We start from the raw sequence: 21450 nt of genomic DNA, 5'->3' as shown, positions 1-21450 counted from the left end.
AGTCTACCGATCGGGATAACCTGCCGCAGCGGCCTCAAGCCACTTCGACAGGTCTCGACGCTTGATCTTCTGCGCCTGAGCGCTTGCCAACTTTTCGAGCATGAAGACTTTTTTTTGCTCGTCTTTACCCGCCAACGACAATGCCAGGTCGCGGTCCATCCAGCGTTTGATCCGCACGTACAACCACCAATGGAAGTACAAACCGGCGGCGGTTGTGGCGACAATGATAAAGTAGTCCATATGAATCCTTGGGCCAGTGGCGCAGTTTTTCGATTTTGCCGCACTGTGCGGTGAGTTCGTGAAGGCGACTTAACACAGCCTGAATCAAAACAACTTTATCCGGGCCGTGCCGTGACAGGCGTCAAGCTGCGGAGTTTAATGAATACCTGTCCTTTGGAGTTGATGCTATGCGTAAGTCTGTTCTGCTGGTTGCTGCCTTTTCCACGATGGCGATGTTGCTCACCGGTTGCCAATCAAGCCTGACCGGTGACTCCTATTCCCGTGACGAAGCACGTCGCGTGCAGACCATTCGCATGGGCACCATCGAAGCCCTGCGTCCTGTCAAAATCGAAGGCACCAAGACCCCGATTGGCGGTGCAGCAGGCGCAGTGGTCGGCGGCGTTGGTGGCAGCACCATCGGCGGCGGCAGTGGCAGCATCGTCGCCGCGGTCATCGGCGCAGTCGCCGGTGGCCTGATCGGCTCGGCCGCAGAAGAAGGCCTGACCCGTACCCAGGGCGTGGAAATCACCGTGCGCGAAGACGACGGCAGCATGCGCGCCTACGTGCAACAGGTTCAGGAAAACGAAGTGTTCCGCGTTGGCGAGCGTGTACGCATCTCCACTGTTGACGGGACCAGCCGCGTTTCGCACTAAGCGGAAGGTAGGGTGAAAAACAAAACCCCGATCAGGTGACTGGTCGGGGTTTTTATCTTGAGTTATTCGGAGGCGTTCCGGGTGCCTATGAAGTATTCCAAGTCTTCTGGAAAATCGACATTGAGCAGCTTGGCAGCTTGCCTGACCTGACCTTTTGTCATTTCTAACTCTCCGGGCTCTATTTCCTCAAGTGTCTTCGATTCCGTGAGTTGTGCCAGAGCTTGATTTAATTCGTAGTTTTTTATAGTTAGCTCGAATTGCAATGAGTGATCCTGTTTCTCATCTGGGTAAAAGCCCGTGATGGATAGGTAGCGCATTTTTGATCTATTTCTGTGGTCACTTTGGTGTCGTTCTGCCGGGCTTCGCTTTTTTAGTTTGCTCACCGGTTATGTGATTGATCTCACCTAGGTGAATACCTGATTGTCGTAAAGCTCAACAGCGCCGCTTTTTGAGTCTGGGGCGAGTTTATAGAATGCATTTTAATCTCCCGGCTACCATGGTTTTCGATAACGAAATGCTACTTGGTAGTCATGGGTGGAAATATCGATTCGATGCTTGAATAGACACTGAAGTGCCACCACCCAACCCGCCGAAACATCAAATCCGCCATCATAGATTTCCTTTTCATCCAGCAGACCTAAAGTTTGGATAATTGAAAAATCGTCGCCAAGGTCCGCAGAGTATTCCTGCCCTTCTGCTATTTCTGTGTCCCTGTTATACCAATCCAATCTGACTTTCAGTCCCATTGCTGCCTCACAAATACTTTTTGATGTTGCGTTCTTTCTTGGGTGGATCGATTTGCTTACCTGTTAAGTGATCGAAAGAGCCTAGGTGACTTCCATCACTCGCACGATAGGCTTCCAGTTCTCCATGTTGTGAGTCCCACTCGTAGATTTTTCGACCTTTGGCATCAGACCAGCGCTCTCGGAGACCCGCACCTCCTTGCTTGGGAGTTTTGTTTTTCACCTTTTTCAGACTTGAAAAACCTGTAATTTCTTCTGTTTCCGGAGCTGGGTGATATCCATGTTCTGGATTAGGGAGTTTTCTGCCAGAAACACTCACCACAACATAAACCGGCCGAACCCCCGACCCCACCGGAAACACAAGAATGAAATCCTTGTAGTCAGGCGGATACACCGGGTTGACGATGATGTCGTCCGCCGCTTTGGTCGGTGGGAAGACCCAGATGTGCGGGGCTTGTGGGGCGGCTTGCAGGGCGGGGATGCCGAGTGTGTTGGTGCCGTCTTCGGCCGGGGTCCAGATCAGTTCGATGCCTTCGCCGAGGTCGGCGATGAATTGGCTGCCCCGGGCGGTGATCTGCACGACATCGACCATTTCCCAGTCGCGGTTCCTGCCGGTGTAGAAGCCGTAACCCTTGAGGCTGCCGTCTGCTTGTTGCTCGATCTGAAGGCGCACGCGGGTGCGGGCTTGTTTGAGGTTGCGCAGTTGGTCTTCGGTGTAGAGGGCGCTGTCGCCCAGGCTCGGGGCCCAGAACAGGGCGACCAACCCGGTCAAGGTAGCGCTCGCCGTAGCTCCAATGGCACCCATGACCGGCGCGGCGAGACTCGGGGCATTCAGGGCCAGACGCCCGACGCCAAGCGCGACAGTGCTGCCGCTGATGGTTTCCAGATTCAGCAGGCCGTCGTCGTCGACATTACGCCCGCCGAGCCAGGCGATGTCGCCGTAATCCTTGAGACTGTCGGTCGGCACCATTCCTGAAGGGTTGGTGTAGTCGATGATGGCGTCAGGCAGGTTGCAGGACTTGGCGAACACGCAACCTGCGCGTGTCGGTTCTTCCTTTTTTGCGGCTACCGTGAGGCTGTCTTCGAACGCCTGCTGCCGGGCGAGCATTGCCTCGTAGGCGTTTTGCCGGGCGTCCCGTGCTGCGAGTTCGCTGGCCGTCATCTGGCGATAGGTGACGTGATGCCCATCGCCCTGAGGCGGGTTTCTGATGAGGGGAATGTTCTTGTTGCCAGCCACTGATCATCCTTGGTTACGTCCATCGACAGCCCCGCGAAGGGGCTGCACGACGTTAACCAAGGTGCTTGATCGTGACTGTAGGACGCGTCCTGGATGACGCTAGGAACTGTCGCTGTTTATCGGGCAGCCACGACGGTGCTTTTGCGGCTCGCCATCGCCGTCACGGCATAACCGATCAACGCCGCCAGAATCGAACCGGTCAAAATCCCCATGCGGTCCATGCCGGCGTAGTCGCTGACGCCTGGTTCGAAGGCCAGGGAGCCGACAAACAGACTCATGGTAAAGCCGATGCCACAGAGGATCGCCACGCCCAGGATCTGGCCCCAATTGGCGCCTTGAGGGAGGGTGGCGATACCGATTTTGACGGCGAACCACGTCAGCGCAAACACCCCGACGGTTTTGCCGAGGAGCAGACCAACCGCAATGCCCATCGGTACGTCGTGGGTGAAGCTTTCGACGGTCACGCCACTCAGGGACAGGCCGGCGTTGGCGAACGCAAACAGCGGCAGAATGCCGTAGGCCACCCAGGGGTGCAGCGCATGTTCAAGGTTGAGCAGAGGGGACGGCTCAGCGTTTTTCGTGCGCAAAGGAATGCAGAACGCCAAAGTGACGCCAGCCAGCGTGGCATGGACACCGCTCTTGAGTACGCAAACCCAGAGGATCAAGCCAACCAGCATGTAGGGGCCGAGCTTCACCACGCCGAGTCGGTTCATCGCGATCAATGTCGCGATACAGGCTGCGGCCAACGTCAGGGACAGGGTCGACAGCGAGCCGGAATAGAAGATCGCGATGATGATGATTGCGCCAAGGTCGTCAATGATCGCCAGGGTCATCAGGAACAGTTTCAGCGAGACCGGAACACGTTTACCCAACAGCGCGAGAACGCCCAGGGCAAAAGCGATATCGGTAGCGGTCGGGATTGCCCAGCCACTCAGGGCGGTTGGATTATCGCGGTTGAGGAACCAATAGATCAGCGCGGGCACCACCATGCCGCCAATTGCCGCGGTACCGGGCAATACGATCTGCGACGGTTTGGACAGTTGGCCATCGAGGACTTCGCGTTTCACTTCCAGGCCGATCAGCAGGAAGAACAACGCCATCAGGCCGTCGTTGATCCACAGTAGCGCCGGCTTGGCGATTTTCAGGGCGCCGATCTGGGCCACGACGGGGGTGTCCAGCAGCCCGGTGTAGAGCCACGACAGTGGCGAATTGTTGATGACTAGAGCCAGAACGGCAGCCGCGATCAATAAGAGACCGCTGGCAGCTTCCAACTGAAAGAAACGCGTGAAAGTGCTACGCAGAGGCAAGGTCGCTCTCCATCCGTGAATTCAAAAGGTGTTACACCCTAACAAGTACTGTTAGTTGTTAAAACAAAAGTTATATTCTTTTTTGTTATATGCCGTTACAGAACGTCCAGATGGCTCGGGCATGAGCCTAGCAGTTGTCTGGCGTATTGGACCTCAGCTGTATCTGTGCCGGCTGCAGGATTTTTCCTAAGCTTGTTGATTGAGCCCTTTAACAACGCCGATTTTTGCTTGATTCAACGAGAACCCCATCATGAGCGACAACCGACAGTGGTCCCGCGAGGCGATCCGGATTATCGAAGCCGATTTCCAGCGCAGCGCCGACACCCACCTGATCCCCTTGCCGCTGCCGGGTTTTCCGGGCATCGAGTTGTATTTCAAGGATGAGTCCAGCCACCCCACGGGCAGCCTGAAGCATCGCCTTGCGCGATCGCTGTTCCTGTATGCGCTGTGTAACGGCTGGCTCAAACCCGGTGCGCCGGTCATCGAAGCGTCGAGTGGCTCGACCGCCATTTCCGAGGCTTACTTTGCACGCATGCTGGGTTTGCCGTTCATTGCGGTGATGCCTGCCACCACCTCCAAAGAGAAGATCGCGCAGATCGCGTTCTACGGTGGCCAAAGCCATTTGGTCGACGACCCGACCCAGATCTACGCCGAATCCGAGCGCCTGGCGCGTGAGCACGACGGGCATTTCATCGACCAGTTCACCTATGCCGAGCGCGCCACCGACTGGCGGGCCAACAACAATATCGCCGAGTCCATCTTCCATCAGATGCGATTCGAGCAGCATCCCGAGCCGAGCTGGCTGATTTCCAGCCCCGGCACCGGCGGCACCACGGCCACACTGGGCCGATACGTGCGTTATCGCCAGCACGACACCCGTGTGCTGTGTGCCGATGCCGAGCGCTCGGTGTTCTTCGATTACTACCAGACCGGCGATGCCAGCCTGCGCCTTGATCACGGTTCGCGGATCGAGGGCATTGGACGGCCGCGGGTGGAAGCCTCGTTCCTGCCCAAGGTGATCGATGCGATGGTCAAGGTGCCTGATGCGTTGTCACTGGCAGCCATGCATTACCTGGCGGAGCGCTTGGGACGGCATGTCGGTGGGTCGAGCGGGACCAACCTGATCGGCGCATTGATGGCGGCTCAGCACATGAAGGCGGCAGGAGAGGCGGGGTCGATGGTGGCGATTCTGTGTGACAGCGGCGAGCGCTATGCCACGACCTATTACGATCAGGCCTGGCTCAAGGCTCAGGGGTATGAACTGAGTGGATTGATTGCCACGGTGGCTGCGGCGGTGGAGCGGGGTGAGCCGTTGCCGGCGAGCGTGCTGCGCGCCAATATCTGACACCCATTACCTGTAGGAGCTGGCTTGCCGGCGAGACGGGTTCGGATTCAGCATGAATGTTGGCTGATCCACCGCTATCGCTGGCAAGCCAGCTCCTACAGGGTTCCGGTCAGGCCTCGAGACCGAGGATGTCGCGGGCAACGGCTTCTGCAATGCGAATCCCGTCAACACCTGCCGACAGAATCCCGCCCGCATAACCCGCGCCTTCACCGGCCGGGAACAGGCCTTTCACGTTCAGGCTCTGCATCGATTCGTTGCGGGTAATGCGCAGCGGCGACGATGTGCGGGTTTCGATGCCGGTCAGCACCGCGTCGTGCAACGAGTAACCACGAATCTGCTTCTCGAACGCCGGCAAGGCTTCGCGAATCGCTTCGATGGCGAAGTCCGGCAAGGCCAGGGCCAGATCGCCCAGAGCGACGCCCGGTTTGTAGGAAGGCTCGACACTGCCCAGTTCGGTGGACGGTTTGCCCGCGATGAAATCGCCGACCAACTGCGCCGGTGCTTCGTAGTTGCTGCCACCCAGCACAAAGGCGTGGGACTCAAGACGCTCCTGCAACTCGATACCGGCCAGCGGGCCGCCCGGAAAATCGACTTCCGGGGTGATGCCGACAACGATCCCGGAGTTGGCATTGCGCTCGTTACGCGAGTACTGGCTCATGCCGTTGGTGACCACGCGATTTGGCTCGGAGGTCGCCGCCACCACGGTGCCGCCCGGGCACATGCAGAAGCTGTAGACCGAACGGCCATTCTTGGCGTGGTGCACCAGTTTGTAGTCGGCGGCGCCCAGTTTCGGGTGGCCCGCGTACTTGCCCAGGCGCGCGCGGTCGATCAGTGATTGCGGGTGCTCGATGCGGAAACCCACCGAGAACGGCTTGGCTTCCATGAACACGCCACGGCCGTGAAGCATGCGGAACGTGTCGCGGGCGCTGTGACCGAGGGCCAGGATCACGTGTTTGGAATGGATCTGCTCGCCGCCGTTGAGTTCGACGCCGACCAGTTGGCCGTCTTCGATCAACACATCGGTGACACGCTGCTGGAAGCGCACTTCGCCGCCCATGGCGCGAATCTGCTCACGCATGTTTTCCACCACGCCGGTCAGACGGAATGTACCGATATGCGGCTTGCTGACGTAGAGGATTTCTTCCGGGGCACCGGCCTTGACGAATTCGTGCAGCACTTTGCGGCCGAGGAATTTCGGGTCCTTGATCTGGCTGTAGAGCTTGCCGTCAGAGAACGTCCCTGCGCCGCCTTCGCCGAACTGCACGTTGGATTCCGGGTTGAGCACGCTTTTGCGCCACAGGCCCCAGGTGTCCTTGGTGCGCTGGCGTACTTCGGTGCCGCGTTCGAGGATGATCGGTTTGAAGCCCATTTGTGCGAGCAACAATCCGGCGAAAATCCCGCACGGGCCGAAACCGACAACGATCGGGCGTGCACTCAGGTCGGCCGGCGCCTGGCCGACTTCTTTGTAGCTGACATCCGGCGCCACGTTGACGTTACGGTCATCGGCGAACGTGTGCAGCACCGCCGCCTCATCGCGAACGTTGAGGTCGATGGTGTAGATGAAGCACAGTTCGGAGGACTTTTTTCGCGCATCGTAGCTGCGCTTGAACAAGGTGAAGTCGAGCAGGTCATCACTGGCGATGCCTAGGCGCTGCACGATGGCAGGGCGCAGGTCTTCTTCGGGATGGTCGATCGGCAACTTGAGTTCGGTGATTCGTAACATGGCGGGATCCGGTTCGCGGGGCGCACAACTGCGCCAGGGCGTTTGAAGCCGGCGATTATAAGCCCCAATGGCACCGTCCAGTGAGGCAAAAACCGCCTCTCGTCGAATCAGTCGTCCCGTGCACCGCCGAAGGATGCGCAACCGCGCTGCACTTTTCCGTCGACTCGAAGTTCCGCGCTCATGTGCTGGATGCTGCCGGTGCTGCTGTCGACGCAGCGTTGTGGTGCAACCCACAGTTCGATGTGCTGGTTATTGGCATCGGTGCTGAGGTTGAAACGGCCATCGCCCAGTTGCTCTTCAACATAGGGCACGGCCAATGGCGGCTGACCGGCACGCTCGAGGATCAGGCCTTTGCCGCTGACTTTCATCGTCCATTCCGGGTTGTGGCCCGCTGCACGCAAAATCGACAGTTTGAAGTTTGGATCGTCACATGCCGTGCCCGAGCGCTCGATGCGGTACAGCGTTTCCAGGTCAAGTTGGCCGTCGGCACCGTTACCGGAGACAACCTTGCCACGCACATCGGCAAACAGTTTGCCCTTGCCATCGGCCAGGGATGCAGCCTGTTGCAGGATGCTGGTACCGCCCGTGTCGTTGACCACGTAACGATTTGGCTGATTGCACGGCTGGAACAGCAGTTTTCCATCCGCCGCCGTCAACTGCCCTTGCAGGCGGGTTTGACCGACATTCGCGGCGTTTTCACGCGGGCTGTCGAACAATTGGCAGGCGGCGAACAGAGGAAGCAGGGCAACGACGGCTAAGGAACGGGCAACACGCATCTTTGGCTCTCCAGACAAGTGCCGCCACGTTACTCAGCATGACCGTTCATCACAACCCCATCAATTGTTGTCGATCAACCGGAAGGAGCCGGCTTGCTGGCGATAGCGATCGGAGGGCGCCATCGCCAGCAAGCCGGCTCCTACGGTTTTCTGGGTGAATTAACCCACTTGAAAAGTCTGACCCGTCTGTAAGCCTTCCACACTTTTGGCGTAGGCCAACGCCACATCCGCCGCAGGAACCGGTTTGAACCCACGGAAGTACGGCGCGTATTTGCCCATGGCTTCCACCAGGACGTTCGGGCTGATCGAGTTCACGCGCAAGCCGCGGGGCAATTCGATGGCGGCGGCGCGGACAAAGCTGTCCAGTGCACCGTTGACCAGTGCCGCCGATGCGCCGCTGTAGATCGGATCGTGGCTGAGCACGCCGGTGGTGAAGGTGAACGATGCACCGTCATTGGCGAATTCGCGGCCGATCAACAGCAGGTTGACCTGGCCCATGAGCTTGTCTTTCAGACCGAGGGCAAAACTGTCTTCGGTCATTTCATTCAGCGGCGCGAAGGTCACGTTGCCGGCGGCGCAGATCAACGCATCGAACTTGCCGGTCTGCTCGAACAGTTTGCGAATCGAAGCACTGTCACTGATATCTACCTGGAAATCACCGCTGGTGCGGCCGATGCGGATGATTTCGTGGCGTTGGGACAGTTCCTTGTCGACAGCCGAACCAATGGTGCCGCCTGCGCCGATCAAAAGAATTTTCATGGGGGCTGATCCTCAAGTGGGTGTGAACGAGGCCTCAGTTTAGAGTGGTTTTTTCTGCTGATAAGCGCGCTAATAGGCAACCTTTGGTTTTCAATTGGAAACAATCCATGAGCGAAATGGATGATCTGGCGGCGTTCGCGGTGTTGATCGAAGCGGGGAGTTTTACCCTGGCGGCGCAGCAATTGGGGTGCAGCAAGGGCCAATTGTCCAAGCGCATCAGTCAGCTGGAAGCACAGTTTTCCGTGATTCTGCTGCAGCGCACCACGCGGCGCTTGAGCCTGACGGCGGCGGGCGCGGCGTTGCTGCCCCAAGCCCAGGCATTGGTCGTGCAGGTTGAACGTGCGCGTCAGGCATTGGCGCGATTGAAGGACGACATGGCGGGTCCGATTCGTATGACGGTTCCGGTTTCGCTGGGAGAAACCTTCTTCGATGGCCTGTTGCTGGAGTTTTCCGCCCAGTATTCCGAGGTGCAGATCGAGCTGGATCTCAACAACAGCTACCGTGACTTGTCCCGCGACGGTTTCGACCTGGCGATCCGCTCGGACGTAGCGATAGACCAGCGACTGGTGGCGCGTCCGTTGTTGGCGTGGCACGAAATGACCTGCGCCAGCCCGGCCTATCTGGAGCAGTACGGCGAACCGCAAACGCCCCAGGCGCTGGCCGAGCATCGTTGTTTGCTCAACAGTCACTACAGCGGTCGTGAAGAATGGCTGTATCACCAGCAGCATGAATTGCTGAAGGTGCGGGTGTCGGGACCGTTCGCCAGCAACCATTACAACTTGCTGAAAAAAGCCGCACTGGCCGGCGCCGGGATTGCGCGCCTGCCGTCTTATTGTTTGTCGGCGGAATTGGCTGACGGACGTTTGCGCTGGCTCCTGCGCGATTATCAGACCCGGAGCATGCCGATGTACCTGGTGCATGCGTATCAAGGTGGGTTGCCCAAGCGTACGCAGGTGCTGGCGGATTACTTGATTGGGTGGTTCAAGCGCAGTGGTGAGGCGCTGGACAAGCTATAGGCCCTTGTAGGAGCCGGCTTGCTGGCGATGGCGTTGTAACATTCAAAAGAGAAGGTGACTGATACACCGCGATCGCCAGCAAGCCGGCTCCTACAGGGGTTATTCATTGTTTTCGGAATTGTGTGTGGGTACAAAAAAACGGCCCGAAGGCCGTTTTTTTGTTTACCGCAAAGGCTTAACCGCCGAGGTACGCTTCGCGCACTTTCGGGTCGGTCAGCAGGGCTTCACCGGTGCCTTGCATCACCACCCGGCCGTTCTCCAGAACGTAGGCGCGGTCAGCGATTTTCAGCGCCTGGTTGGCGTTCTGCTCGACCAGGAACACCGTCACACCGTCCTTGCGCAGCTGTTCGATGATGTCGAAGATCTGCTGGATGATGATCGGTGCCAGGCCCAACGATGGCTCGTCGAGCAGCAACAGCTTGGGCTTGCTCATCAGCGCACGGCCGATGGCGAGCATTTGCTGTTCGCCGCCGGACATGGTGCCGCCGCGTTGGCTGAAGCGTTCTTTCAGGCGTGGGAAAAGTCCGAGGACCTTGTCCATCTGTTCCTGATAGTCGCCCTTGGCGGTGAAGAAACCGCCCATGGACAGGTTCTCCTCCACGGTCAGGCGGGAAAACACCCGACGACCTTCCGGCACCACCGCAATGCTCTTGCGCATGATATGCGAAGAGTCCTGGCCGACCAGTTCCTCACCCATGTAGCGGATGCTGCCGCTGTGGGCCCGCGGCGAACCGCAAAGCGTCATCAGCAGCGTGGACTTGCCGGCACCGTTGGCGCCGATCAGGGTCACGATCTCGCCCTGGCGGACTTCGACGTTGACGCTGTGCAGGGCCTGGATCTTGCCGTAGAAGGTGGAAACGTTTTCGAACTGCAGCATTTACGCTTCCCCCAGGTAGGCTTTGATCACTTCAGGATTGTCGCGGATCTGTTCCGGCGTGCCATCGGCCAGGGGGGTGCCCTGGTTGATCACGACGATGTGGTCGGAAATGCTCATGACCAGTTTCATGTCGTGTTCGATCAGCAGCACCGTCACGTTGTGCTCTTCGCGCAACATGCTGATCAGCGCCTTGAGGTCTTCGGTTTCCTTCGGGTTCAGGCCGGCGGCCGGTTCGTCGAGCATGAGGATCCGCGGACGGGTCATCATGCAGCGGGCAATTTCCAGGCGACGTTGCTGACCGTAAGCCAAAGTACCGGCCGGGCGGTTGGCGAATTCGCGCAGGTTGACCTTGTCCAGCCAGAACTCGGCGAAATCCATGGCCTCGCGTTCGCTTTTGCGAAACGCCGGGGTCTTGAACAGGCCGGACAGGAAGTTGGTGTTCAGGTGACGGTGCTGAGCGATCAAGAGGTTCTCGACCGCGGTCATGTCCTTGAACAACCGCACGTTCTGGAAGGTGCGCACCACGCCTTTGAGGGCGATCTTGTGGCCCGGCAGGCCTTCGATCGGCTCGCCGTCGAGCAGGATGCTGCCGCCGCTCGGCTTGTAGAAACCGGTCAGGCAGTTGAACACGGTGGTCTTGCCGGCGCCGTTGGGGCCGATCAGGGCAACCACTTGTTTCTCTTTCACGCTCAAGGCTACGCCGTTGACCGCCAGCAAGCCGCCGAAGCGCATGCTCAGGTTTTCTACTTTAAGGATCTCGCGGCTCATTTGCGCAGCTCCATGTGAGGACGTTGCATGGGCAGCAGACCCTGAGGGCGCCAGATCATCATCAGTACCATCAAGGCACCGAACATCAACATGCGGTACTCACTGAACTCACGCATCATTTCCGGCAGCAGGATCATCACCACGGCAGCGAGGATCACGCCCAGCTGCGAGCCCATGCCACCCAGCACCACGATGGCGAGAATGATCGCCGACTCGATGAAGGTGAAGGACTCCGGTGTCACCAGACCCTGACGGGCGGCGAAGAAGCTACCGGCGAAACCGGCGAAGCTTGCACCCAGGGTGAAGGCAGACAATTTGATGAGGGTCGGGTTCAGGCCCAGCGCGCGGCAGGCGATTTCGTCTTCACGCAACGCTTCCCACGCACGGCCCAGCGGCATGCGCAGCAAACGGTTGATGACGAACAGTGCAGCCAGTGCCAGGAACAGCGCAACGAGGTAAAGGAAGATCACCTTGTTGATCGAGTTGTATTGCAGGCCGAAGTACTCGTGGAAGGTTTGCATGCCTTCCGCGGCTTTACGTTCGAAGGTCAGGCCGAAGAACGTTGGCTTCTCGATGTTGCTGATGCCGTTCGGACCGCCGGTGATGTCTGTCAGGTTACGCAGGAACAGACGGATGATTTCACCGAAGCCCAGGGTCACGATCGCCAGGTAGTCGCCACGCAGACGCAGCACCGGGAAACCGAGCAGGAAGCCGAAGGTGGCCGCCATCAGGCCCGCGATAGGCAGGCAGATCCAGAAGCTCAAGCCGAAGTAGTGCGACAGCAGCGCGTAGCTGTAGGCGCCGACGGCATAGAAACCGACGTAACCGAGGTCAAGCAGACCGGCCAGACCGACCACGATGTTCAGGCCGAGGCCGAGCATCACGTAGATCAACACCAGCGTGGCGATATCCACCGCACCGCGGGAGCCGAAGAACGGCCAGACCAGGGCACCGGCGATCAACGCGATGATGATCCAGCGCTGGGTGGTCGGCAGGGTCAGGAAGTTGCTGGCCTTGGCCGGAATCAGCGGCATGCCTGGCGACGAGCGCCAGGCCGAGCTGATCCGTTGATCGAACAGCACCCGCAGGAACATCAACACCGAGCACACCGCGATGGTGATCAGGGTGGCGTTGCTGGTGCCATGAACTTCGAGGTTGATGCCGACGATGGTCAGCTTCAGACCCAGTACCGGGTAGGCCACGGCCCACACCAGCAAGGCACTGAACAGTGCCTGTTTAAGATTCCTAGTCATACCTTCTCAACCTCCGGACGGCCCAACAGGCCGGTTGGCCGGAACAACAACACCAGAACCAGAAGACCGAAGGCCACGACGTCCTTGTATTGGTCGCCGAAGATATCGGCACCAAAGGCTTCCGCCACACCCAGTACCAGCCCGCCGAGCATGGCGCCCGGAATGCTGCCGATGCCGCCCAGTACTGCGGCGGTGAAGGCCTTGAGGCCGACGAGGAAACCGGCGTTCGGGTTGATCACGCCGTATTGCATGCTCAGCAGCACGGCCGCGATGGCCGCCAGCGCAGCACCGATGACGAAGGTCAGGGCGATGATGTTGTTGGTGTTGATACCCAGCAGGTTGGCCATCTTGATGTCTTCGGCGCAGGCGCGGCAGGCGCGGCCCAGGCGAGAGCGGGAGATGAACAGGGTCAGGCCGAGCATGGCGATCAGGGTCACCACGAACACCACGATTTGCATGTAGGAAATCAGCACTTCATGTGCGCCACCTGGCCCAAAGGCAAAGTTGCCCGGAATCAGGTTGGGGATGGATTTGTCCTTGGAGTCTTGCGCCAGCAGAACGGTGTTCTGCAGGAAGATCGACATGCCGATGGCGGAGATCAGCGGGATCAGACGGTTGCTGCCGCGCAAGGGGCGGTAGGCGATCCGTTCGATGCTGTAGCCGTAGGCACTTGTTACAACGATGGTGGCGAGGAAAGCGGCGGTCATCAACAGCGGAACACTGTCGAGTCCCAGCATGGCCAGCCCGGCGATGGCGATGAACGCCACGTAGGAACCGATCATGTACACCTCGCCGTGGGCGAAGTTGATCATTCCAATGATGCCGTAAACCATCGTATAGCCGATGGCGATCAGGGCATACGTGCTGCCAATGGTCAGGCCATTAACCAGCTGTTGGAAGAAGTGATAGATGTCAGGCATTACAGCGCTCCTAAAAACCCGATACGCATTTCACTGGTGGAGTCATTTTCCCGCCCGAGCCCCGTGGATCTGCATCCACTTCGAATTCGGGGTTTGCCAGCGAACCGCTGATGACGGTTTTGAGATTTTCAGGTGGGGAGACTGGCGGATCACGCCAGCGCGGCCCAAATACGTTCGTAAAACAAAGCCCACGGCACGCCGTGGGCTTTGTTGGCAGTCAGTCAGGCAATGCCTTACTGAGGTTTGGCTTCAGTTTTTGGTTTGCCGAAGTGCCACTCGTAAACCACGAATTTGAAGTCTTTCAGGTCGCCCTTCTCGTCGAAGCTCAGGTCGCCGGTAGGGGTCTTGAAGGTGCCGGCGTGGATGGCTTCAGCCACTTTGGCAGTGTCTTCGGACTTGGCAGCCTTGATGCCGTCGGCGATCACGGTCACAGCCGAGTAGGCCGGGAACACGAACGGACCGCTTGGATCTTCTTTCTTGGCTTTGAACGCATCAGCCAGGGCGACGTTGGCCGGATCCTGGTCGAAGGATTTCGGCAGGGTCACCAGCAGGCCTTCGGAAGCGTCCTTGGCGATCTGCGAAATGGAGTCGTTACCCACGCCTTCCGGACCCATGAACTTGGCTTTCAGGCCTTTTTCCGCAGATTGACGCAGGATCAGGCCCAGCTCCGGGTGGTAGCCGCCGTAGTAGACGAAGTCGACGTTGGCTTGCTTGAGCTTGGAGATCATCGACGAGAAGTCTTTGTCGCCGGCGTTGACGCCTTCGAACACGGCGACTTTCACGCCTTTGCCTTCCAGGGTTTTCTTCACGGCAGTGGCGATGCCTTCACCGTATTGCTGTTTGTCGTGCAGAACAGCAACGATCTTCGGTTTCACGAAGTCGGCGATGTAGTTACCGGCGGCAGGGCCCTGGGCACTGTCCAGACCGATGGTGCGGAACACCAATTTGTAACCACGGGCGGTGATGTCCGGGCTGGTGGCAGCCGGGGTGATCATGATCACGCCTTCGTCTTCGTAGATGTCAGAAGCCGGTTGAGTGGAGCTGGAGCACAGGTGACCCACCACGAACTTGACGCCGTCGTTGACGACTTTGTTCGCGACCGCGACCGCTTGTTTTGGATCACACGCGTCATCGTATTCAACGGCTTCGAGTTTCTTGCCGTCTACGCCGCCTTTGGCGTTGATTTGTTCGATGGCCATTTTGGCGCCACTGAACTGCATGTCGCCGTATTGGGCTACAGGGCCGGTTTTAGGGCCGGCGATGCCGATCTTGATGGTGTCAGCTGCGAACGAATGGCTGGCAACCCCGGCCAGAACCATAGCGGCAAACAGTTTGGAAATCTGCTTAGTAGCCTTAGTCATAGTGCTCCACTCTTACTGTTGTAGTTTTTATAGTCCTGGCGCCTTGGGGCGGCAGAACCGGGTCAGATATCGACGACATCCCCGGAAAAGCCCCTCGGCAACTGTACCGGTACAGTGTAGAGCGCCGATTGTCAGCCTGGGAAGCTGGCGCCGGGGGACAAAATCTGCGGGTGTCGCTTATTTGAAAGAAAAAGTCAGAATTGCGGCGGGGGTTTGACGGGCATATAACCTGATTCCGTGCATTCCTTGGCATTCCTGCGCTTTTCATTCAGTGATGCAAATTGCTTCAGGGTTTTTCTGCCAGAGCACCGACGTTATCATTGCGTCGATTTCTTTTCCGGACCGGACCCATGACTGAAGAACCTAGCACCCTCTATGCCAAGCTGCTTGGTGAAACCGCATCTATTACCTGGAAGGAGTTGGAGCCGTTCTTCGCCAAGGGTGCCCTATTGTGGGTCGACCCCGAGCTGGATTTGATCGCCGCTGCCGAAGCCATGGCGACCGATGATGGCGATAAAGTGGCTGCCTGGCTGGCCGCCGACCAGCTCGCCAAGCTGTCTGAAACACGGGCGCTGGACCTTTTCGAACGTGATCCGCCGCTGTGGGCCGTCGTGGTTTCGCCGTGGATTATGATTCAGGAAAGGGCGCAGGATTGAGTCGATGCACTCTCTTGGTGCGCCTCGTGTCGAGCTGAAAGTGTGTAGCCGAGTAGCGTGATGGCACGTTGCCGTGGAGAAAGGCCACAGCCTCACGGTGACGTAAACGTAACGGGAACAGTTGAGAGAGCGGCCTAAGGGCTGCTTAATTGTTTCCGGGTGTTGGAATGGCTGAAATCTTCAGTGAATTTCAGGGCCTCATCGCTGGCAAGCCAGCTCCCACAATGTCCGGAGCGTTCACAATTAATGTGTACGCCACGAACCTGTGGGAGCTGGCTTGCCGGCGATTGGGGCCACTCGGTTCTGGATCAGGCCGAGAACGTCTTGCCCGTATGGTTATTCAGCGAAATAACCTTGGTCTTGCCAATCCGGTGACGGTAGATCTCGCGCAGGTACTTGATCGCCTTCTTCACACAATCCCGGGACAGGCGGATGTCGTTGATCGAAACGAACTTGTCCTTGTCGTTGATCAGCTCGCGGTACTTCTTCTCGTACATCGGCTTGATCGCGTACCAGTTGGTGTCGAGGATCTTCGCCGGGTTCTCGAATTCGTTGAGCAAATCGTCGATCAGGTCCTCGTCGAAATCTTCGTTGATGATGAAGTCGAGGATCGAGTTGTCGAGGGTGTCATCGAAACGGTACGGATTCTTCGCGAAGCAACGCTTGATGAACGCCACGATCAGCGTCAGGAAGTCGTCCGACAGGCACGGGCTCTTGGCGATCAGGGTGGTCAGCGACAGGTTGGCCGAGGCACCGATCACCAACGCATAACGCTTGAGCGTGGTGTTGGGAAACAGGCTGTTGAGGTGGGTCTTCAACCGGTTCAGGTCCATGTAGGACAGCTTGTAGTCCTTCGGCAACGAAACGATCGACACCACCGACGAGCAATTCTTGAAGAAGTGCAGGTCGTGCAGCGCCGCAGCGTCATAGCCGGAGTTCTTGTACTGCTCCAGCGACGCACGATAGCGCTTGGACTCGATCGGCAGCAGGCTGATGCCTTCAATGGCCTGGGTGACTTTATTGAAGTGCGGCAGGTCGATCGAGCGGAAGAACAGGTCGTCGATGTTCAGGCGCTGCGGTTCTTTCTCGAAGACTTTGAACTTGTCGTTGCTCGGCTGCGGCGTTTCCGGCACCACGGATTCGGCGTAGGCAATTGCCACCGGACCGGCCAGGCTCATGAACAGGTCGTTGGCGTCCAGGCGAATGGTTTCGCCGATGTCGATGCCGGCGCGACGGAAGTAGTTCTGGTCGTAGTCAGTCGTGACCGCCTGCGCCGTCAGAATGTTGAAGATCTGCTGCGAGATGTACTGGTTGGCGTGCTTTTCCATGGCATTGACGTCAATGTTCTGGATGTTGCCGTCATCGTTCTCTTCGGCGTAACGCATGATGTCGTTGGAGATCAGCATCATTGCGTTCCATGGGCGGATACGGCCCATGACGCTGGCTTCGCTGCTGTCTTCGTTGGCGAAGTTGTATGAGAAGTCCCACTCTTCTGACAGGTATTTGCACAACAGTCGACCGGCGTTGATGTGCAGGGCTTCGGACATTTCGCTGCGGTGGTCGGAAATGTTCGGCAGCACGCAGATACCGCTGGTGAAGATCGGCTCGAACACGAACGAATGGCCGCTCTTGCCGTCATGTTCGTCCATCGGCTTGGTGTCGAACGTCTTGTTCATGTACGAATGCTGCTGGGCCAGGCCGAATTCCGAGGCCATGCCCGAACCCGTACCGCCGCCGGCACTGAAAATCGAGAAATACAGGCGCGATTGGTTGGCCTTGATGCCGCAGCTGTCGATCAGGTACGAGTGAATCATCTTCCAGTCCGGGCTGGAGAAACGCTGGGTGTCCTTGTTCAGGATGATCTTGGCCAGGTACTGACCGAGGATCGGCGCGTTACCGGCGCCACCGGCGTGGACTTCCGACAAGTCCATGATTTTCATTTTGCTGTAGTCGCGCAGGAAGCCGCTTTTTTCGCCCTTGCGCGAGAAGCGGATACGCCCGGCGATGTCCTTGTCCAGGTCACCGAGCATCACCAGCGGCTCGACCAGAAACACCGGTTTGGTGGCCTTGTTCGGCCCCAGGCGCAGGTTGTTGCGAATCCATTGGGCCGGGCTGTAGCCCTTTTCGGCAAAACGCTTGTCCGGCGACAGGCGATCTTCGTTGTTGAATTCGTTGAGGTAGAACTTGCGCGCGTTGTACACCAGCTCCGCGACATCCAGCGCAATGTTCGAGCCGCAGCGGCCCAGGCCGATCAGGCACACCGACGGGAATTCCTGGTCGCTGTGGTGTTCGCTGTCGCTTTCCAGGTGCGGTGGACGCGGGAACACCATGTCGCGCAGGCCGTCGAGGTTATCGAGAATGCGGTCGGTGTTGGTTTCGGTGAAATACAGATACTGCTGGGTCGACAATGGACGAGCAGGGATCAATGGCTTCAGTGACGACGGGCTGTTGGCCGCGGGGCTCAAGGTCAGATCGGATAGCGCAGTGGCCGGGTTGTTTTTGGAAGTCATTGTTCGCCATCTACCTGGGCTGGTGGGTTGGCCGACTCACTGTCGTCAAACCTTCACGGAATAGAATCGCGTCTTTTTTCAGCGCGTATTGAGCCCAAGCCTGGGTTTTTACCTGAGCAGGGCTCGGGGAATCCTTTCCCAAGTCATGATGAATCGGCCAATATTCTGCGATCTTTAATCAAAAGGAGGCTAAATGATGTCAATGCTACCTTCGCTTGGGTTTGCCGGTATCGGCCTGATGGGGTTGCCGATGTGCCAGCGTTTGCTGGCGGCGGGCTATCCGCTGACGGTGTGGAATCGCAATCCGGCCAAGTGCGAGCCTCTGGTGGAGGCTGGCGCACGACAGGTCGCCACCGCGGCCGAGTTGTGCCAGCACGCTGACGTGGTGATGCTGTGCCTGGCCGACACGGCGGTGGTGCGCGAAGTGGTCTTTGGCCCGACGGGTGTGGCCGAAGGGGCGAAAAGCGGTCAGTTGCTGGTGGATTTTTCCAGCCTTGAGCCCAGTGCCACGCGGGAAATGGCCAATGAGCTGATGAACGCGTCCGGCATGGGCTGGCTGGACACCCCGGTGTCCGGTGGGGTGGTCGGCGCCGAAGCGGGAACGCTGGCGATCATGGTCGGTGGCGAGGCCCGGGACCTTGAGCGAGTCCGGTCCGTATTGTTGAGCCTGGGGCAGCGCGTAACGCACATGGGTGGCGTTGGAGCAGGGCAGGTGACCAAGGCATGCAATCAGATGATCGTCGCCTGTAATGCGTTGGTGATTGCCGAAGTGGTGGCGCTGGCTGAAAGTTCCGGCGTTGATGCCAGCCTGATCGCCGAAGCGCTGGCCGGCGGTTTTGCCGATTCGAAACCGTTGCAGATTCTGGCCCCGCAAATGGCCGGAAGCCGTTTTGAACCGGTCAAATGGCACGTTCGGACCTTGCTCAAGGACCTCGACACGGCCGTGAAGTTTTCTCGTGAACAGGGTTCGGCGACACCGATTACCGGTCTGGCTGCGCAGTTGATGCGACTGCACGGGAGCCAGGGTTTTCTCGAGAAAGACCCTTCTACATTAGTGCAGATGTACCGTGAACCAGACTCAACGTCGTAGCGCTGTAGGAGTGTTTGCGCTGGTTGATTTCATTCAGCACTGGAATCAGGTCGGTCAGCGGTACGGGCCGACTGAGTAGATAACCTTGAACGAAGTCACAGCCGTGGTCTTCGAGGAATTGGTACTGCTCGAAGGTTTCGACCCCTTCGGTGACCACCTGCAGGTGCAGGGTGTGGGCCATGACGATAATGGCCTGGACAATTTCCATGTCCTGGGTGGCCTTGGGGATGTCCTGAATGAACGAGCGGTCGATTTTCAGGGTGTTGAGCGGCAGGCGTTTGAGGTAGGCGAGGGATGAATAGCCAGTGCCGAAGTCATCGATCGACAGCGACACACCGAGGGCGCGTATCTGACGCAACAACACCAGCGTGTTGGCGATATTGCCCATCAAGGCATTTTCGGTGACTTCCAGTTCCAGTCGATGGGGCTCTACCCCGGAAGTGCGCAGTGCAAGTTCGATTTCATCGGCCAGTTCTTCACGCGCCAGGTTCAGGGGCGAGCAGTTCACGGCGATCTTGAGTTCTTCGCAACCCTGGCGTGACAGCTCGCCCAGATCCTCGCAAGCTTTGCGCAGCACCCAGTTGTCCAGTTCGGCAATCAGGCCGTTCGCCTCGGCGATGGCGATGAAGCGGTCGGGCACGAGAAATCCGTGGACCGGGTGTTGCCATCGGATCAACGCTTCAAGCTTGCTGACCTGACCGGTTTTAAGGTCATAGATCGGTTGGTAGTACAGCATCAGCCCGGTGTCTTCGCGCAGGGCGTGGCGCAATTCTTCTTCCAGTTGCAGCTCCAGCGTAGCCCGGGCTTTGAGGTTGGCGCTGAAGAAATTCAAGCCGTTTCGACCACTGCCCTTGGATTGATACAGCGCCAGGTCGGCGTTTTTCAGCAGCTCCTCGCAAGTCTTGCCGTCTTCCGGAAACAGGCTGATGCCGATGCTGGTGGTCATGACCATGCGCCGTCCGGCCAGCTCGACCGGTTCTTTCATTTTCAACATGATGCGTTGAGCCATCTGCCGCGCCTCTTCACGATCACGCAGGTCGATGAGCAGGCAGAACTCGTCGCCACCGAAGCGCGCTACCACGTCTTCGTGACTGCGGACCGAACTCTTGATATGGCTGGCCAGCACCTTGAGCAGTTCGTCGCCGGCGTCATGACCGAGGCTGTCATTGATCCGCTTGAAATGGTCAATGTCCAGGAACAGGACCGCCAGCATCCCGCCTTCGTTGGTCTTCTCGATGACTTTTTCGGCGAAGATCTGATTGAAACCCCGACGATTGAGCAGGTTGGTCAGGGCATCGTAGTGCGCCACCTGCTGCAACGACATGCGAGCCTGGTCGAGTTGGCTGAGCAAGGAGTTGACCCGCTGCAGGTCATCGTCCTTGTGCTGGAGTTTTTTGTCGGCGAGTGCTGCGCTGATGCTGCTGCCGATGATCAGCAGTGTCATCACCGCCACCGTCAGCGCCAGTTGTACGTGACTGTGGTCACTCGCCGGCGTCAGGGGGCTGTCGATAGGCAGCACCAGTTTGAAGGCGGCCATCGCCGTGAAATGCATGCTGAGGATGCCCGCCCCGAGTATCAGGCTGGCGCCGTATTTGGAGAGTTGGTGGAGCATGCCGGCACCGTTGCGCAAGTGCCTGGCCAACAGCAATGTCGCCAAGGCAGCGGCAATGGCGATCAGGATGGAAAGGGCGAATAAAACGGGTTGGTAATACCCCGTGGCATGTGAATGCATAGCCGTCATGCCCACGTAATGCATGGTGGCGATGCCCAGACCGATGCCGATCGATGACGTGCAGCATTGTTGCAAACTCAGCTTCGGAAGGCTCAGCGTCTGCATCGCCAACCATGACGCGATCAATGCGATGACCAGAGAGAGCAGCGTGACGGGCAGTTGGTAGTGAATCTCGATGGGCGCGCGGAACGCCAGCATCCCGATGAAATGCATGGCCCAGATCCCGCCGGCCAGGCAGCCTGTACCTACCCAGCGCCAGCGCCGCTGAGAGGCTGACTGTTCCGAATGGTTCACCCGCTCGGCCATGTCCAGCGTGGCAAAGCAGCCGACACAGGCGACCAGGTACCCCAGCAACACCAGAAAAGGGTCATGTACACCGTTAAGTATGACCTGCCCGTTTTCTGGCTGCGCGGTCATGAAATGCAGACCCGGCCACTCCATAGCATGCCCCATCATGGTCACTTTGCCAGCGCCAAGAGAGCGCTGGTGAATGCCAAGGAGTATA

General features: G+C 58.4%; 21 protein-coding genes. 5 read left to right on the top strand and 16 right to left on the bottom strand.

The window, feature by feature from the left end:
- Positions 1-3: 3 nt before the first annotated feature.
- On the bottom strand, positions 4-240 hold the full coding sequence (locus tag QYH43_RS13270; RefSeq protein WP_301157170.1) for a hypothetical protein: 237 nt from the start codon (positions 238-240) through the stop codon (positions 4-6).
- A 167-nt stretch (positions 241-407) separates the two neighbouring features.
- Here QYH43_RS13270 and QYH43_RS13265 point away from each other — a divergent pair, with 167 nt between their 5' ends.
- Positions 408-872: a glycine zipper 2TM domain-containing protein gene (locus tag QYH43_RS13265; RefSeq protein WP_301157169.1), complete on the top strand. Its 465-nt coding sequence runs from the start codon at positions 408-410 to the stop codon at positions 870-872.
- Between the two features lie 62 nt (positions 873-934).
- On the opposite strand, the gene QYH43_RS13260 is transcribed toward QYH43_RS13265, so the two are convergent.
- The 5 genes from QYH43_RS13260 to nhaA form a co-directional block, all read right to left on the bottom strand.
- Positions 935-1189, bottom strand: coding sequence for a pyocin S6 family toxin immunity protein (locus QYH43_RS13260; RefSeq protein ID WP_301157168.1), 255 nt, complete (start codon positions 1187-1189; stop codon positions 935-937).
- A gap of 19 nt (positions 1190-1208) precedes the next feature.
- Positions 1209-1262 carry a hypothetical protein gene (locus QYH43_RS13255; RefSeq protein WP_256580346.1) on the bottom strand — a complete coding sequence of 18 codons (54 nt, stop codon included), beginning with the start codon at positions 1260-1262 and terminating at the stop codon, positions 1209-1211.
- Between the two features lie 101 nt (positions 1263-1363).
- Complete coding sequence (locus QYH43_RS13250) at positions 1364-1618, bottom strand: colicin E3-like toxin immunity protein (protein WP_095058745.1); 255 nt, start codon at positions 1616-1618, stop codon at positions 1364-1366.
- A 7-nt stretch (positions 1619-1625) separates the two neighbouring features.
- Complete coding sequence (locus QYH43_RS13245; RefSeq protein WP_301157167.1) at positions 1626-2852, bottom strand: colicin E3/pyocin S6 family cytotoxin; 1227 nt, start codon at positions 2850-2852, stop codon at positions 1626-1628.
- Positions 2853-2968: 116 nt separating this feature from the next.
- Complete coding sequence (nhaA, locus tag QYH43_RS13240) at positions 2969-4159, bottom strand: Na+/H+ antiporter NhaA (RefSeq protein ID WP_095058743.1); 1191 nt, start codon at positions 4157-4159, stop codon at positions 2969-2971.
- A gap of 247 nt (positions 4160-4406) precedes the next feature.
- Here nhaA and QYH43_RS13235 point away from each other — a divergent pair, with 247 nt between their 5' ends.
- Complete coding sequence (locus QYH43_RS13235) at positions 4407-5504, top strand: PLP-dependent cysteine synthase family protein (protein WP_301157237.1); 1098 nt, start codon at positions 4407-4409, stop codon at positions 5502-5504.
- Positions 5505-5613: 109 nt separating this feature from the next.
- Here QYH43_RS13235 and QYH43_RS13230 read toward each other — a convergent pair whose 3' ends face one another.
- The 3 genes from QYH43_RS13230 to QYH43_RS13220 all read right to left on the bottom strand — a co-directional run bounded on the left by QYH43_RS13230 (position 5614) and on the right by QYH43_RS13220 (position 8762).
- On the bottom strand, positions 5614-7227 hold the full coding sequence (locus tag QYH43_RS13230; RefSeq protein WP_095152605.1) for an NAD(P)/FAD-dependent oxidoreductase: 1614 nt from the start codon (positions 7225-7227) through the stop codon (positions 5614-5616).
- A gap of 107 nt (positions 7228-7334) precedes the next feature.
- Positions 7335-8003 (bottom strand): COG3650 family protein, encoded by a 669-nt coding sequence (locus QYH43_RS13225; protein ID WP_095058740.1) that lies wholly within the window; start codon positions 8001-8003, stop codon positions 7335-7337.
- 159 nt (positions 8004-8162) lie between these two features.
- Positions 8163-8762 (bottom strand): short chain dehydrogenase, encoded by a 600-nt coding sequence (locus QYH43_RS13220; RefSeq protein WP_095058739.1) that lies wholly within the window; start codon positions 8760-8762, stop codon positions 8163-8165.
- 107 nt (positions 8763-8869) lie between these two features.
- On the opposite strand from QYH43_RS13220, the gene QYH43_RS13215 reads away from it, so the two are divergent.
- Positions 8870-9778, top strand: a complete 909-nt coding sequence (locus QYH43_RS13215) for a LysR family transcriptional regulator (protein WP_301157166.1) — start codon at positions 8870-8872, stop codon at positions 9776-9778.
- A gap of 175 nt (positions 9779-9953) precedes the next feature.
- Here QYH43_RS13215 and QYH43_RS13210 read toward each other — a convergent pair whose 3' ends face one another.
- The 5 genes from QYH43_RS13210 to QYH43_RS13190 all read right to left on the bottom strand — a co-directional run bounded on the left by QYH43_RS13210 (position 9954) and on the right by QYH43_RS13190 (position 14957).
- Positions 9954-10655 (bottom strand): ABC transporter ATP-binding protein, encoded by a 702-nt coding sequence (locus QYH43_RS13210; RefSeq protein WP_095058737.1) that lies wholly within the window; start codon positions 10653-10655, stop codon positions 9954-9956.
- Positions 10656-11423, bottom strand: a complete 768-nt coding sequence (livG, locus tag QYH43_RS13205) for a high-affinity branched-chain amino acid ABC transporter ATP-binding protein LivG (RefSeq protein WP_095058736.1) — start codon at positions 11421-11423, stop codon at positions 10656-10658. It lies immediately after the preceding gene.
- The gene (locus QYH43_RS13200; protein WP_053155567.1) at positions 11420-12676 is read right to left on the bottom strand and encodes a high-affinity branched-chain amino acid ABC transporter permease LivM; all 1257 of its coding nucleotides are present in this window, start codon (positions 12674-12676) and stop codon (positions 11420-11422) included. Before QYH43_RS13200 ends, livG begins: the two co-directional genes overlap by 4 nt.
- Positions 12673-13596, bottom strand: a complete 924-nt coding sequence (gene livH / locus QYH43_RS13195) for a high-affinity branched-chain amino acid ABC transporter permease LivH (protein ID WP_095058735.1) — start codon at positions 13594-13596, stop codon at positions 12673-12675. The genes QYH43_RS13200 and livH overlap by 4 nt, the downstream gene beginning before the upstream one ends.
- A gap of 233 nt (positions 13597-13829) precedes the next feature.
- Positions 13830-14957 (bottom strand): branched-chain amino acid ABC transporter substrate-binding protein, encoded by a 1128-nt coding sequence (locus tag QYH43_RS13190; RefSeq protein WP_095058734.1) that lies wholly within the window; start codon positions 14955-14957, stop codon positions 13830-13832.
- A gap of 350 nt (positions 14958-15307) precedes the next feature.
- Between QYH43_RS13190 and QYH43_RS13185 the strand changes: the two genes are divergently transcribed.
- Positions 15308-15613, top strand: coding sequence for a DUF2288 domain-containing protein (locus QYH43_RS13185; RefSeq protein ID WP_301157165.1), 306 nt, complete (start codon positions 15308-15310; stop codon positions 15611-15613).
- Between the two features lie 308 nt (positions 15614-15921).
- Here QYH43_RS13185 and QYH43_RS13180 read toward each other — a convergent pair whose 3' ends face one another.
- On the bottom strand, positions 15922-18123 hold the full coding sequence (locus QYH43_RS13180) for a hypothetical protein (RefSeq protein ID WP_095058732.1): 2202 nt from the start codon (positions 18121-18123) through the stop codon (positions 15922-15924).
- A gap of 193 nt (positions 18124-18316) precedes the next feature.
- On the opposite strand from QYH43_RS13180, the gene QYH43_RS13175 reads away from it, so the two are divergent.
- Positions 18317-19213 carry an NAD(P)-dependent oxidoreductase gene (locus QYH43_RS13175; protein WP_301157164.1) on the top strand — a complete coding sequence of 299 codons (897 nt, stop codon included), beginning with the start codon at positions 18317-18319 and terminating at the stop codon, positions 19211-19213.
- Here QYH43_RS13175 and QYH43_RS13170 read toward each other — a convergent pair.
- The gene (locus QYH43_RS13170) at positions 19170-21386 is read right to left on the bottom strand and encodes a bifunctional diguanylate cyclase/phosphodiesterase (RefSeq protein ID WP_301157236.1); all 2217 of its coding nucleotides are present in this window, start codon (positions 21384-21386) and stop codon (positions 19170-19172) included. The genes QYH43_RS13175 and QYH43_RS13170 overlap by 44 nt on opposite strands.
- Positions 21387-21450: the final 64 nt, after the last annotated feature.

The organism is Pseudomonas sp. C32, from assembly GCF_030417915.1.
Lineage (GTDB): Bacteria > Pseudomonadota > Gammaproteobacteria > Pseudomonadales > Pseudomonadaceae > Aquipseudomonas.
This window is presented reverse-complemented; position numbering and strand designations above follow the sequence as displayed.